Here is a 14,461-nt window from a genome sequence, read left to right as displayed (position 1 = left end):
AGTGTGAATTTTATTTGTCTTTTTATACACAATTATACACCTGATTTTTAGGACCCGAGTTTACTTTTTGATTACTATCCTTGGTTTGTCTTGTCTTTATCAAAAAAACTGTTCCCGAATTTAATTGGGGACAGTTCATCGTGTTTCATTTTCAGTTTTTATAATACTTTTTCTAAAAAGCTAATGGTTCTTTCATTTTGTGGATGATCAAAAATATCGCCAGGTTTACCTTCTTCCACGATATAACCACCATCCATAAAGATAACACGGTCGCCAACTTCTCGAGCGAAGCCCATTTCGTGGGTAACAATCATCATTGTCATTCCACCTTTAGCAAGTTCTTTCATTACACCAAGAACTTCTCCAACCATCTCAGGGTCAAGCGCAGATGTTGGTTCATCAAACAACATAATATCTGGATCCATCGCAAGAGCTCTTGCAATAGCAACTCGTTGTTTTTGTCCTCCAGATAGTTGATTAGGAAACTCTTCCGCTTTTTCTTTTAATCCAACTTGTTCTAATAAACGTAGCGCATTACTTTTTGCCGCGTCTTTATCCATTTTTTTCAATTCTACTGGAGCTAGTGTGATATTTTCTAAAACAGAAAGATGCGGAAACAAATTAAAATGTTGGAAAACCATACCGATATTTTCGCGAACTTTATTAATATCAACTTTTTTATCAGTGATATTATAATCGTCTACAACTACATCGCCAGCAGTGATTTCTTCCAAGTTATTCATACAACGAAGAAATGTACTTTTACCGGAACCAGAAGGCCCGATGACACACACAACTTCGCCCTCTTTTACTTCTATATCAATGCCTTTTAACACTTCATTTACACCAAAACTTTTTTTAAGACCTGTTACTTTAAGTTTAGTCATTTCGTAATCTCCTTTCCAAACGATCGGACACTTTCGTTAAAATGGTAATAACAATTAGGTACATAATTCCGATGATAAGCCATGTCCATGTACTTTCAAATGTACGTGCCATAATGATTTTACCAGATTGTGTTAATTCGACGAGTCCAATTGCCGACATAATCGACGTATCTTTCAAAGTGATAACGAACTGATTGATAAAAGATGGAATCATCATCCGAATTGCTTGCGGTAGAACAACTTTCATCATTGCTTTTTTGTGAGGCAAACCTAGACTTCTTGCAGCTTCCATTTGTCCTTTGTCGACAGATTGAATCCCACCACGGACAATTTCGACCATATAGGCACCGGCATTTAAGCTTAGCGCGATGACCCCAGCCAGGAATACTGGCATTCTAAAATCAAGTGCTGCTGGAATACCAAAATAGAAGAAGAATGCTTGGACAATCAGTGGCGTTCCTCGGAAAATATCCACATAAACAGTAGCAATTCCGCGTAAAATTTTGCTATTACTTACTTTCATAAAGCCAAATGTAATCCCAATAATGAAAGCAATAATTAATGAAACCACTGCTAGACGAATCGTCAACCACATACCAGCTAAAAGCGCAGGCCAAGAAGATTTAATAATCCCCATAAAGCCTTTTTCAGTAGTATTTTCTTTAACAGCGTCTTTTCCTAAATAAGTTTTAAGGATTTCCTTATACTCTCCGCTAGCTTTAATATTAACAAGACCAGCGTTGAATTTTTTTAGAAGTTCTTGATTTTTATCTTTATTAACTGCAAAACCGTAAGAATTACCTTTTTCTTTTTCGGTTACGATTTTCAGGCCGTTTCCTGTTTGAACCCCGTATGCTAATACCGGATAATCATCGAAACACGCGACAGAATTTCTTGTTTTAACATCATCATACATTTGCGCGGAATCATCGAATACTACGATATCAAAACCATATTTATCTTTGATTTTTTCTGCAAAAGCATAACCTTCTGTTCCAGTCTTAACAGCTACTTTTTTTCCTTTTAAATCTTCATAATTTTTGATGTCGTCGTTATCTTTAAGGATTCCCATAACAACTCCGGAATCAAAGTAAGGAGTGGAAAAATCAAATTTTTGTTTTCGCTCATCCGTAATACTCATTCCCGCAATAACACCGTCCACTTGGTTAGCTTCTAGTGCCTGAACTGCTGCATTGAATCCCATTGCTTTAATTTCATATTTAAAGTTTTGATCTTTGGCAATGGCTTTGAGGATATCCATGTCAATTCCAACATGTTTTCCGTCTTTTTCAAATTCAAAAGGTGCAAAAGTAGTATCTGTACCAATTAAGTATGTTTCTTCTGCTGCTTTTGCATTTAACCCGTTTCCTGTGAAAATGAACATGGCAACACAAGCTACTGCCATCGTAAGTATGAAGCGTGAAAATTTCTTCATATTTTGTCCTCCCTTTATATGTGTTTAGCTATAATTAATTATTTTTATGTAGCATAAATTTTTTTCCGTACTCGTAAGATTTTACCATAAGGGTAGATTATTGACCATACTTATTTATGATAAGATTTTCAATATAACAAAGATAAGAAGCTAATCAATGAAAGCTAGCTTCTAACTGTTTTTTAATTGGTTTTCAAAATCGTATTCTTTCATCTTGGCATAAGCGATATACGTGCTTTTAGCATTCTCGTTTGCTAAGTTGATTTGTTTCTTTTTCCCGCCTTTTTGTGGGAATACACATGCCTTACGAAGCGGTTCTGCTAAAGATAATTTATCTAGTTTTTCCGCAATTAATAACTCTTTTGGCTGGATATTATTAGGATCTTCATAAAACTGGTTAATAAAATGCGCTAAATCTTCTTGAAGCGATTTCTCCACTTGAAAAACATGCCATTTCCTACCATTAATTGCTCCATTTCGGACAAAGAAAACAAAAACACTGAGGTAATTGTCTTGTTCATAACAACCAATAATATCACGATTTTTTAAACCGGGGAAAATAATATGTTGTTTTTCAATTGTTTCATTTATCGCATGAAGTTTATCTCGTTGTTCTGCAGCACGTTCGAATTCAAGTTTGTCTGTTGCTTCTTGCATGATTGCTTGAATTTTCTTCTTCACTGGTTTGACATCTCCCTCTAAGAAACGAGAAATTTTGTGAATTTGTGCTTTATAAACAGCTGGATCAATCTCTCTTAGGCAAGGACCTAAGCAAAGTCCAAGATGGTAATATAAACATGGCCGGCCTGGTTTTCCGTCACAACGACATAGTGGAAATAATTTTTGGATGAGGTCAACTGTTTGTCTGGCAGAATAACGGCCAGGATAAGGACCAAAATAATGTGCGCCATCTTGTTTTGCTTCAAAAACAACTTCGATATGCGGATTTTTTTCATTCGTGATTTTAATATAAGGATAGCTCGTTCCTTCTTTTAACTGGATATTAAAAGGTGGCTGGTATTTCTGAATTAAAATCATTTCGAGAAGTAAGGCTTCTTTTTCGGAAGTAGTGATAATCAATTCTAAATCACGAATTTGCCGAACAAGTCTTGCTGTTTTACCAATTTGTTTACTATGAAAATAAGATTTTACACGATTCTTCAAGCATTTTGATTTGCCAATATAGAGAATTTCATTATTTTCATCTTTATATATATAACAACCTGGTGATTCAGGTAATAAGGTTAATTTCGTTTGCAACTTGGTATCCAAAGGGGTTCCCCTCCTTCTAGAACATCTATTCTATCCCTCCTTATCCTTTTTGTAAAGAAGAAAGAAGAACTAGCGCAAAAACTCTGGCTAGTTCTTCTTATTCCTTATTTCCCCCAAACCTTTTCAGCAATTTGGACAACATAACGTAATTTATTCCATTGTTCTTCTTCGGTTAAGATATTCCCTTCTTCAGTGGAGGCGAATCCACATTGCGGGCTTAAGCATAATTGATTGAGAGGAACTATTTCACTGGCTTCTTCAATACGCGCTTTAATTTCTGTTTCGTTTTCTAATTCACCTGTCTTGGATGTAATTAAGCCTAAAACAATTTTCAAGTCTGGGCGTGTAACATATTTTAATGGGGCAAAATCTCCCGAACGTTCATTATCATATTCTAAAAAGAAACCGTCAATATTTAATTTACCAAATAATGTTTCTGCAACTGGGCCATATCCACCTTCCGCAATCCAAGTAGAGCGGAAATTCCCTCGACAAATGTGCATCGTAATGACCATATCAGCTGGTTTATATTTGATCGACTCATTAATAAGTGTTTTATATGTTTCTTGTAATGTATCTGGGTTAAATCCTCTTTTACGCACGACTTCGCGCTGTTCATCTGAGCATAAATAACTCCACGATGTATCATCTAATTGTAAATAACGACATCCCGCGTCATAAAACGCCTGAATTGCTTTTTGGTAAGCCGCTGCCAAATCAGTCACAAATTTATCAGCGTCATCAATATATGGCTGATACTCCATGTCTCCGCGATAATGAAGCATCGCTGGACTAGGAATGGTTTGTTTCGCCACATGGTTTTCCCCCACAGCTTCTTTTAAGAAAATAAAATCTTCAATAAATGGATGTGTTGTAAAATCGATTGGACCAGTAATTTTTACAGAATGAGATTTTGTTTGTACTTTGCTAAATTGGATTCCTCCCGCTGCATCATAGCCTTCTACTCCATCCAAATTCTCTAAGAAATCAAAATGCCACCAAGCACGACGAAATTCTCCATCTGTAATCGCTTTTAAACCAACTTCTTTTTGTTTTTCGACAATATACTTAATTTCCGCATTTTCAACTTCACGTAACTCTCTGGCCGTTATCTCGCCCGTTTGGAATTTCTCCCGTGCATCTTTAATTGCTTTTGTTCGTAAAATACTTCCAACATGATCTGCATAAAATGGTGCTACTTGATTCATTTTCTTCGCCTCATTTCTAGTTATTTTTATGTATAAAAAAACTTTCCCTTAAAAGACAGCTTTTAAGGGAAAGAGTTATTTACCTGATTCGCGTGCCTTATCTGTCAGTGTTAACTGCTGGATTTGGCACCGTGAAAATCCGGTTGCCAAGGCTTCATCGGGCCAGAACCCTCCACCTTTCTTGATAAGATGCTATGTAATTGATTCTTATTATATCGTTTATTTCTTGTCATTGTCAAATTTATTTCTGAATATTTATGCTTCTGCGATAACTTCGATTTCAATTTCAGCATCAAGTGGTAACTTAGCTACTTGGAAAGCACTTCTTGCTGGGAAATCACTGGAAAAGAATGTAGCGTATACTTCATTAACAGTCGTAAATTCATTTAAATCTTTGAAAAAAACTGTTGCTTTGACAATTTTGTCTAATCCAGAACCAGCTTCTTCTAAAACTGCTGCTAGATTTTTAAAAGCTTGCTCTGCTTGTTTTGTCGCGCCATTTGCTAATTCTCCAGTTGCTGGGTCAATTCCGAGTTGACCGGATGTAAAGATAAACCCATTTACTTTGACAGCTTGCGAGTATGGTCCAAGAGCTTTTGGTGCTGACGAGGTTTGAATAATTTCTTTTGCCATTTTATCCCTACTTTCTTTTGTGGTATGCTTTTATTCTAATCAATTAAGTTTGTTTTAGCAATTTAAAGGGGGTTTTACTGATGGTTTTAACTATTTATTTAATCGCGATCACACTTATTTCGTTCCTATTATTCGCTATTGATAAACGAAAAGCAATAAAACACGCCTACCGTATTCCGGAATCTGTACTTCTTTTTACGGCATTTCTCGGTGGTGCATTCGGCAGTTGGATGTCGATGCAACTTTTTCACCATAAAACTCAAAAAACAAAGTTCCGAATTTTAGTGCCACTCGCGATGGTGTGGACTGTCGGGGTTTTGATTTGGTGGTTGTATTAAATCTAAGAGACTAATATTTTGAAGTTTCTATATTTAATACATGCTATAAAAATGTAATTATAAAATACATGCTCACAATTTCACTTAAGAAAAGAGGAAACAATATGGATTTTTGGGATATGCATAAAATTGAAAACGAAAAAAACAATGAAAATTTATTAATTTATCTAGACAATCTTTTAAGCCTGAAAGATTTTGAAAAATTGTTTCGCACATTAAAAATTTCTGGGATGTATATTTCTTATGATTTTAAATTTACTGATAAATTACAAATGAAAAAAGTAACTGATTTTATAATTCAAGAAATATATCCACTCTTTCCTGAGGAAGTTAATTTTTTCTTTCAAGAAATATCTATCTTAAAAAGCTTGAAAGATAACGTTTTGAAAAAAGTGGAATCAACTTATTCTATATTACCTAAACAAAAACAACCATTCTACTTGACTCAGTATATAAATACTTATTTCATTGAAAGAATGAACCCTAATTTGCAAAAGAGATCAAATGCTAGTGACTTTTCTGATATGAATGAGAGTATAATTATGTCTTTTGGAATGATTTTAAAAGATATGATTCGAAGGAAAATTCCTTTTATTATAACAAATGAAATAGATTACAAAGGCAAGCATTTAATTAGTGAACATATAGCTCTTGCAGCAGAGTTACGTTCAATTAATAATATTATAGAAACTTGGATGTACAGTGATATTGAATTTACTAAAAATGAAAATAGTAACATGCTTCAAATTAATGAAATTGGTGATTTTGGGAAAAATAAATTAATGTGTCAAATCCCTTTTTTAGATTTAAAACAGGCAAAAGATGCTATGTCTACCTTCTTCTCGTTTACAGAAAGTGCAGACTTAGTTCTAACTTTAAAAAGAAAAGATTTAGTAGATAAGGTTGAAGAGTACTTTTACACTAAAGATTTTTCTCAAAAGTACAAAGACATTCCATTAATAGATTGGATTAATTCCTATTGGTGTTTATATGAATACTCTTTCAAACTTATACAAAACCTCCATTTTAAAGAAAGTATAATACATCATAGTATGGAAGTGTGGTACACAATTTTTTTGAATGGCGGTGTTTCAGCAATGCATATTAATTCTCTTTTAAAACACATGACATTTAATCAAAAAGCTAAAGATTTGTATACATCACCTTTAATATCATTTTCTAGTGAACTCGTATGTATTCCAAGTATGACACTTTTTATTGACATTTCACAGTCTCTTATGTCTCAATTTGGAATAGAAGAAGATAAAAAAACTACTAATATTAATCAAAAAGGAACAAATTTTGAAGAGCACATTAAATCGCTCACAAGAAAAAATATAAATACTATAATTCCAAATCTAAGACGGACTGTAAATGGTGATTCCTATGAGATTGATTTAATCTTTCAATTAGATAAAGATTTATTTTTCATTGAATCAAAGACCCAAAAACAACCTGAGTCACATAGAAATTTTTACAGAAATCAAGAAGAGTTAAGTATGTACGTTAAGAAATTCAACCGAAATGTCGAATACTTTTTGAATAGTGAAAAGGAAAAGAAAAAAATTTTAGACAAATTGAACATTGATACCTTCAATAGAGTTTATAAAATTTTAGTTTCCAATGTATATCAGCCTATGCATTTATTAGATGGTATATATATAACAAATGAAATAAATTATTATCTTTATATGCATCGAAAATCATCTGCTTATAACTATTTGAATCCTAATACTAAGAAAATTATTAGTATTAATATTGATTCTGATTTATATACCGGACCTATTTCATCTCATCAACTCCTATCTATGATTTCAAATAGAAAATTAAATTATAGGTTAGAAAAACGAATTGGTTTTAGAACAGTCGATTTAACAAAGCAACTAAACTTAAAATATACTTGCTACTACATTAAAGCACCGTCTCACCAATATTTAGAGAACTCCATATCAGATGATGAAATACTAAAAAAAATAAAAGATAGTTATTTATAATTTTTTCAAATTTTATAGAGTAGCTTCAATACTTCTTGATAAACTTGATTTTTTCTGCCACTTACTTGATGTATCAAACAAAAATATAAGAAGATTGATATATATAATCTTTGTAATTTCCTCATAAAGTATATATTCATTTCCACAAAAAACAGAAATCCCTTTTTAAAAAGGGATTTCTATTTTCTTACGCTTCTTTAAAAAATTTATTCTGAATCACTTTGATAATTTCCATCATCACAACTGCTGCAAGGGCTAGTCCGGCTGCAATCGACCATTCATGTAGACCGAATGTTGCTGGTATGGAGAAGATTTCGCGCGCTCCAGGTAAAACTGTTATTCCATATAATACGAAACACAGTAATACTGCACCGATAACATATTTGTTGCTGAAAAATCCTGCACCAAATGCGGTTTGAACATTTGAACGAGCAGCAAATGTTTGTAGTGTACGAGCTAGTATCAGTGTTGTAAAGGCCATTGCTACGCTCATTTCTGGTGAAATTTGCATACCAATGTACTGCGAAATAATAACCGCAACACCGATTAACACCCCACGACTAATGACCGCACGCATCGTTCCACCGGCAAAGATACCTTCATTAATATCTCTCGGTTTACGTTTCATGACATCAGGTTCCGCTTTTTCCATACCGAGGGCAATTGCTGGCAAGGAATCGTTAACTAAATTGATAAATAGCAATTGCAATGCTGTGAACGGGTTAATCCAGTCAAATACGAGTGCAAATAAAATCGCAATAATCGCACCAAGATTACCGGCAAAAAGATAAGCAATCGATTTTTTAATGTTGTCAAAAACGGTACGACCAACACCGACTGCATCTACAATGGATACAAAATTGTCATCCGTTAAAATCATTGCCGCCGAGTCTTTCGCAACATCTGTTCCGCTACCCATCGCGACACCAATATCGGCTTGTTTCAAAGCTGGAGCATCATTCACACCATCTCCAGTCATTGCCGTAATCTTGCCTTTTTTCTGCCAAGCTTTGACAATTCGAATTTTATTTTCTGGTGAAACTCGAGCGTAGACAGCAATATGCTCTAATTTTTTGTCGAGCTCTTCTTCTGGCATCGCGTCTAACTCTTGTCCGGTTAGAGCAATATCATCTGCATCCATTAAGCCAATATCACGCCCAATAGCTTGTGCAGTGGTTTTATGATCTCCGGTAATCATGACTGTCCGAATTCCTGCTTTTTTAGATTCCTCAATGGAAGCATAAACTGCCTCACGTGGTGGATCAATCATTGCTGTTAAGCCAACAAGAACGATATCTTGCTCATCTTCTAACCTTAATTCAGTTGTATCAGCTGACATTCGTTTATAGCCATAAGCAAGGACCCGGAGCGCTTGATTCGAGAATTCTTCATTTATTTCTTTTAGTTTTGTTAAAAGTTCATCTGTCATTGGTTTTTCTTCTCCGTCAAGGAACACATAACTACATCGAGCGAACATCACATCTGGTCCACCTTTTGTGAGCATTGCTTTATTTTCGCCAAATGTGTGGAGTGTTGACATTAGTTTCCTATCAGAATCAAACGGAATTTCGCCTTCACGGATGAATTTTTCACGAATTTCATTGTAATCTTGATTATTTTTATTACTAAAGGCAATTAGTGCTACTTCGGTTGGGTCGCCTAGTTCTTTACCTTCACTATTAATATTTGAATCATTACAAAGCACCGCAATATGAATCAAACGACGCTCACCTTCTGACCAGTTCTCTGGACTATCTGGGAAAGTTTCTTTTGTTCCATCTGGTAAAAAGTAATCAACAACAGTCATTTTGTTTTGCGTTAATGTACCGGTTTTATCTGTACAAATTACACTTGTCGAGCCTAGGGTTTCCACTGCGGGAAGCTTTCTTATAATCGCATGTTGTTTCGCCATTTTGTTTGTTCCAACTGCCAATACAATTGTGACGATAGAGGAAAGCGCTTCTGGAATTGCTGCTACAGCTACTGCCACTGCAAACATAAACGCATTTAAAATCGCTGTAGCCATATCTGCTGAACTATCGCCAAGTAATACACGACCAGCCTCTACTGCAAAAATAAGTACACAGAGCGCTAAAATACCTATTCCTAGCTTTTTACTAAATGATTCTAGTTTCCGTTGGAGTGGTGTTTGTTTCGCTTCTGCGGTTTCGAGTAGACCAGCAATTTTACCAATTTCGGTTTCACTCGCCGTGCCTGTTACAACAAACATCCCGCGACCATATACAACGAGCGATCCACTAAACACCATATTCACACGGTCGCCGAGCCCCACTTCATCTGAAATAGTATCAATATATTTTTCGACAGCCTCCGATTCCCCAGTGAGCATACCTTCGTCGATTTTTAATGAGCCACTTTCGAATAAACGACCGTCTGCTGGGACAAAATCACCTGCATCTAAAATAACAATGTCACCGGGGACAAGTTCACGCGCATGAATACTTTGCTTAGAGCCATCACGAATAACTTTGGCCACAGGTGCTGACATTTCCCGTAAAGCGTCAAGCGAACTTTCCGCTTTTCTCGTCTGAACTACACTAATAATGGAGTTCACAATAAGTACTAAAAAGATAATAAGCGATTCCACTACTTCGCCTAAAACTAACTGCACCAATGCTGCAATAACTAAAACAATAACCATTGGATCTTTAAACGTTTCGAGAAAAAGCTTCCAAATGGGATCTTTCTTTTTATTCTTCAGTTCGTTAAAACCGTATTTTTCTTGTCGTTTTGTTACCTCACTAGTTGTTAAGCCTTTTTCTGTTGCTTCTAGCTGTTCAAATGTTTCTGCCGCGCTTTTGCGGTATATCTCCAATCAATTCAGCCCCTTCCAATCAGTTTATGTGTTAAGTATAACAAATCTTTACGAGGAAATAATATTGATAACACTGATAATTTACACACTCTTAACAAACAGCGCTTACAACAGACTATTTTAGCCAATAAAGGCATTAAATAGTTGAAACGGACACAAAAAACGACTATACTACAACCAGATAGATTGATTAGGAGGACATGGCATGGATAAAAAAGAACAAGTCATGGCAAACGTCAGAGATTTATTTAATAAACTTGCTTGGATTAATAAAGTAAAAATGGAAAAAGCGCTGGAAGGATACAAACCATCTGAAGTCCACTGCATTGAATATATTGCCAAAAGCGAAGATCCTAATGTAACTAAACTTGCAGAAGCTTTTTATATGACTAAGAGCGCGATTAGTAAAATCACTAAAAAACTAATTGATAAAGGATATATTGAAAGCTATCAAAAGCCTGAAAATAAGAAAGAAATTTATTTTCGTTTAACGCATAAAGGAGCAGAAATTAATCACATTCATGAAAGTCTTCACCAAGAATTTCTCGATCGTGATAAAGTGGTTTTTGACGATGTGTCGGATGAACAATATGCGGAAGTATTAAAATTTGTGGAGAAATATAGTCAACATTTAGATGCTGAGATGAAGAAAGTTTTAAATGCAAAATCTGAATAAAAGTACGAACAACCTCACTTTTTAGTCAGGTTGTTTTTTTGTCATTTTATTTTTGTTGACAAGGAAACAAAAATGAGATAAGCTATTTATGTTTCCTAGGACACAAATTATATATTCGATAGGAGAATCACATGTTTTCATCCAAAACTACATCATCTTTAATAGATATAAAAACTTTATTATTCGGTCTTATCGCTGTTTTCCTTTGTGGAATGGGCTTTAGTATTATTATGCCTGTTGTCCCTTTTTTAGTCGCACCTTATGTAAATAATTCCAGTGAGCAAGCCTTGATGGTAACACTTTTAACCTCGGTTTATGCTCTATGTGTATTCTTCGCAGCACCTGGACTTGGAGCTTTGAGTGATCGGTTTGGTAGACGCCCAGTGCTACTGCTTTGTTTTATTGGTTCTGCAATTGGTTACTTTATTTTTGGGCTTGGCGGAGCGCTTTGGGTGCTCTTTCTTGGTCGAATCATAGAAGGGATTACTGGTGGTAGTATTAGTACATTATTTGCTTTTTTTGCTGATATTACACCACAAGAGAATCGTACAAAATACTTTGGTTGGGTTAGTGCTGCTGCTGGAGCGGGCGCTGCACTTGGACCAGCATTTGGTGGATTCATTGCTCATTTTGGTTATGCTATGCCTTTCTTCTTCGGGGCAGCCATCACTTTGCTTAACTTTTTGTTTGGCTACTTTTATATGCCTGAAAGTTTAAAAAAAGAACATCGTCTAAAAAGTATTCCGCTTATGCGACTCAATCCTTTTTCGCAGTTGTTAAATATTTTGACCATAAAAAATTTAGGTCGCTTACTTATTTCCGGCTTCTTTATTTGGGTCCCAAATGGCTCATTACAGGCGGTTATGTCCCAATTCGCGATTGATAGTTTTAGCTGGAAACCAGTTCTAATAGGGATGATGTTTTCAATTATGGGTATTCAAGATATTCTTTCTCAAGCATTCATTATGCCTAAACTATTACTCAAATTAACGGATAAGCAAATTGCTATTTTCGGAATGATTGCAGAGATTATCGGTTACACATTGATAGCCGCCTCTTCCATTTTCGCATTCGCTCCATTACTTATTATCGGAATGTTTATTTTCGGTTTCGGTGATTCGATTTTTGGTCCTTCTTTTAATGGAATGGTTTCAAAATCAGCGAGTGCAAGCGAACAAGGCAGGATTCAAGGTGGCAGCCAAGCGATTCAATCTTTAGCACGTATCATTGGTCCAATTATCGGAGGACAAATCTATATTACGCTAGGTCATGCAGCTCCTGCCGTTATGGGCATCATATTAATAATTGCAGCTGTTTTCATTCTTTCTAAAAGAACACGTCTAGCCAAGTAAAAAAGGATTCCACATTGGAACCCCTTTTTTATTAAATAGTATTAAATTGAGCATCATATAAACGCTTATATGCGCCATTTTCTTTTGTTAAAAGTTCATCGTGCGTTCCTGTTTCAGCAATGCCAGTTTCATTTACAACAATGATTCGATCGGCGTGTTTTATAGTAGCAAGTCTGTGAGCGATGATCAGAGTGGTTCTTCCTTCCGCTAATTCTTCTAGCGAGGCTTGAATCACTTGTTCTGTTTCCGTATCAAGTGCCGACGTTGCTTCATCTAAAATTAAAATTGGAGGATTCTTCAAAAACATTCGCGCGATGGCTAGACGTTGTTTTTGTCCACCGGAAAGTTTTACACCGCGCTCGCCAATAATGGTATCAAGCCCATCTGGCATTTCTTCTACTACTTTTGAAAGATGCGCGAGTTTTACGACATGCTCAATTTCTTCATCACTTGCGTCTAATTTTCCGTAAGCAATATTTTCTCTAACAGTGCCCGAAAATAAAAAGACATCTTGTTGGACTACGCCGATTTGTGCGCGTAAAGATGGTAAAGTGAAATCTTTAATATTTTGGTTATCAATTGTTATTTCACCGTCAGTTACATCGTAAAAACGTGGCAATAGATTACAAATCGTTGTTTTTCCAGCGCCACTCGGACCTACAAATGCGACAGTTTCTCCAGCTTTAATAGAGAGATTAATATGATTTAAGACATTTTTCCCATCACTGTATTCAAAAGAAACTTGTTTATACGCAATATCGCCACGGAATTCTCCAGCTGGTCTAGCATCTTTTTCATCTTGAATTGCTGGCTCTGTATCCATTACTTCTAAAAAACGCTTAAAACCTGCAAAACCTTTTGGATAGCTTTCAATAACATTATTAATTTTCTCAATTGGTCGGATAAAAACATTTGTTAGCAAAATAAAACCAACAAATTCTCCGTAAGAAATTTCTCCATTTATCGTAAAGTAAGCACCAAATAAAAGTGCAAACAAACTAATTAATCGCATTAAGAAGTAGTTAAAAGAAAAACTTAGACCCATTACTTTGTAAAACATCAATTTCGATTTGCGGTAAGCTTGATTAAGGACCGCGAATCTGCCTTTTTCATGTGGCTCGTTAGCGAATGCTTGCACAACTCGTACGCCACTGATAGCATTTTCCACCCCAGCATTAAAATTTCCTAGGTCTTTAAAAATCCCTGTCGTTACTTTGGTCATACGCTTATTAAAGTACACAATTAATACGGTCAAAATTGGTACTAAAATAAATGTGGATATCGCTAGTTTGACATTAATATTTAACATTAAGAAAAATGCACCAAAAAGGGACATAATCGAAATGAAAATATCTTCTGGGCCATGGTGTGCTACTTCGCCAATTTCAAATAAATCGGTCGTCATTCGCGACATCAATTTCCCTGTTTTTTGATTGTCATAAAAGCCAAATGGTTGTTTCTGCAAATGACTGAATAAATCTCTGCGCATATCCGTTTCTATGTTAAGACCAAGCATATGGCCAAAATAAGTGACAATGTACTGCATAAAAGTGTTAAGTATGTAAAAGAATAACAAAGCTAAAGCAGCAGTAATAATAAGTCCGAAATCTTTTCCAGGAAGTAATGTATCAATCACATGATTTACAGCGACTGGAAAAGCCAGCTCCAAAATAGCAGCTAAAACGGCACAACCAAAGTCAATAATAAAAAGTGTTCGATACGGTTTATAATAACTAAAAAAGCGTTTTAAAATAACAATCCCCCCTTAAAAATAGTCATGGTTCTCATTATAGTGTAAAATGACTAAAAAAGCGATATCGTTTTTGGAAA

At 35.2% G+C, this 14,461-nt stretch carries 11 protein-coding genes and 1 riboswitch; of the genes, 4 read left to right on the top strand and 7 right to left on the bottom strand.

Going from position 1 to position 14,461, the window contains the following annotated elements; all coding sequences use genetic code 11:
• Window positions 1–158: 158 nt before the first annotated feature.
• The 5 genes from LWE_RS04280 to LWE_RS04260 form a co-directional block, all read right to left on the bottom strand.
• Window positions 159–887 carry an amino acid ABC transporter ATP-binding protein gene (locus tag LWE_RS04280; RefSeq protein WP_011701677.1) on the bottom strand — a complete coding sequence of 243 codons (729 nt, stop codon included), beginning with the start codon at window positions 885–887 and terminating at the stop codon, window positions 159–161.
• Complete coding sequence (locus LWE_RS04275; protein ID WP_011701676.1) at window positions 880–2,322, bottom strand: amino acid ABC transporter substrate-binding protein/permease; 1,443 nt, start codon at window positions 2,320–2,322, stop codon at window positions 880–882. The genes LWE_RS04280 and LWE_RS04275 overlap by 8 nt, the downstream gene beginning before the upstream one ends.
• Before the next feature lie 171 nt (window positions 2,323–2,493).
• Window positions 2,494–3,594, bottom strand: a complete 1,101-nt coding sequence (uvrC, locus tag LWE_RS04270) for an excinuclease ABC subunit UvrC (protein ID WP_011701675.1) — start codon at window positions 3,592–3,594, stop codon at window positions 2,494–2,496.
• 104 nt (window positions 3,595–3,698) lie between these two features.
• Window positions 3,699–4,802, bottom strand: a complete 1,104-nt coding sequence (locus tag LWE_RS04265) for a 5-methyltetrahydropteroyltriglutamate--homocysteine S-methyltransferase (RefSeq protein ID WP_011701674.1) — start codon at window positions 4,800–4,802, stop codon at window positions 3,699–3,701.
• A gap of 94 nt (window positions 4,803–4,896) precedes the next feature.
• Window positions 4,897–4,993, bottom strand: a riboswitch (SAM riboswitch).
• 64 nt (window positions 4,994–5,057) lie between these two features.
• Window positions 5,058–5,435: a RidA family protein gene (locus LWE_RS04260; RefSeq protein WP_011701673.1), complete on the bottom strand. Its 378-nt coding sequence runs from the start codon at window positions 5,433–5,435 to the stop codon at window positions 5,058–5,060.
• 80 nt (window positions 5,436–5,515) lie between these two features.
• Here LWE_RS04260 and LWE_RS04255 point away from each other — a divergent pair, with 80 nt between their 5' ends.
• Together LWE_RS04255 and LWE_RS04250 are read left to right on the top strand one after the other, a co-directional pair.
• Entirely contained in the window at window positions 5,516–5,773 is a 258-nt protein-coding gene (locus LWE_RS04255) for a DUF1294 domain-containing protein (protein WP_011701672.1), read from the top strand.
• Window positions 5,774–5,877: 104 nt separating this feature from the next.
• Window positions 5,878–7,767: a hypothetical protein gene (locus tag LWE_RS04250; protein ID WP_011701671.1), complete on the top strand. Its 1,890-nt coding sequence runs from the start codon at window positions 5,878–5,880 to the stop codon at window positions 7,765–7,767.
• A gap of 187 nt (window positions 7,768–7,954) precedes the next feature.
• On the opposite strand, the gene LWE_RS04245 is transcribed toward LWE_RS04250, so the two are convergent.
• A complete protein-coding gene (locus LWE_RS04245; protein ID WP_011701670.1) occupies window positions 7,955–10,603 on the bottom strand; it encodes a calcium-transporting ATPase in 2,649 nt (882 codons plus the stop codon).
• Between the two features lie 205 nt (window positions 10,604–10,808).
• On the opposite strand from LWE_RS04245, the gene LWE_RS04240 reads away from it, so the two are divergent.
• Window positions 10,809–11,279, top strand: a complete 471-nt coding sequence (locus tag LWE_RS04240) for a MarR family transcriptional regulator (protein ID WP_011701669.1) — start codon at window positions 10,809–10,811, stop codon at window positions 11,277–11,279.
• Between the two features lie 131 nt (window positions 11,280–11,410).
• Window positions 11,411–12,631, top strand: coding sequence for an MFS transporter (locus LWE_RS04235; RefSeq protein ID WP_011701668.1), 1,221 nt, complete (start codon window positions 11,411–11,413; stop codon window positions 12,629–12,631).
• A 31-nt stretch (window positions 12,632–12,662) separates the two neighbouring features.
• Here LWE_RS04235 and LWE_RS04230 read toward each other — a convergent pair whose 3' ends face one another.
• The gene (locus tag LWE_RS04230) at window positions 12,663–14,384 is read right to left on the bottom strand and encodes an ABC transporter ATP-binding protein (protein ID WP_169846835.1); all 1,722 of its coding nucleotides are present in this window, start codon (window positions 14,382–14,384) and stop codon (window positions 12,663–12,665) included.
• Window positions 14,385–14,461: the final 77 nt, after the last annotated feature.

Origin of the sequence: Listeria welshimeri serovar 6b str. SLCC5334, assembly GCF_000060285.1 — a bacterium.
GTDB lineage: Bacteria > Bacillota > Bacilli > Lactobacillales > Listeriaceae > Listeria > Listeria welshimeri.
Note: the sequence above shows the minus strand (reverse complement) of the source record. Positions and strands in the feature narration are given on the sequence as shown.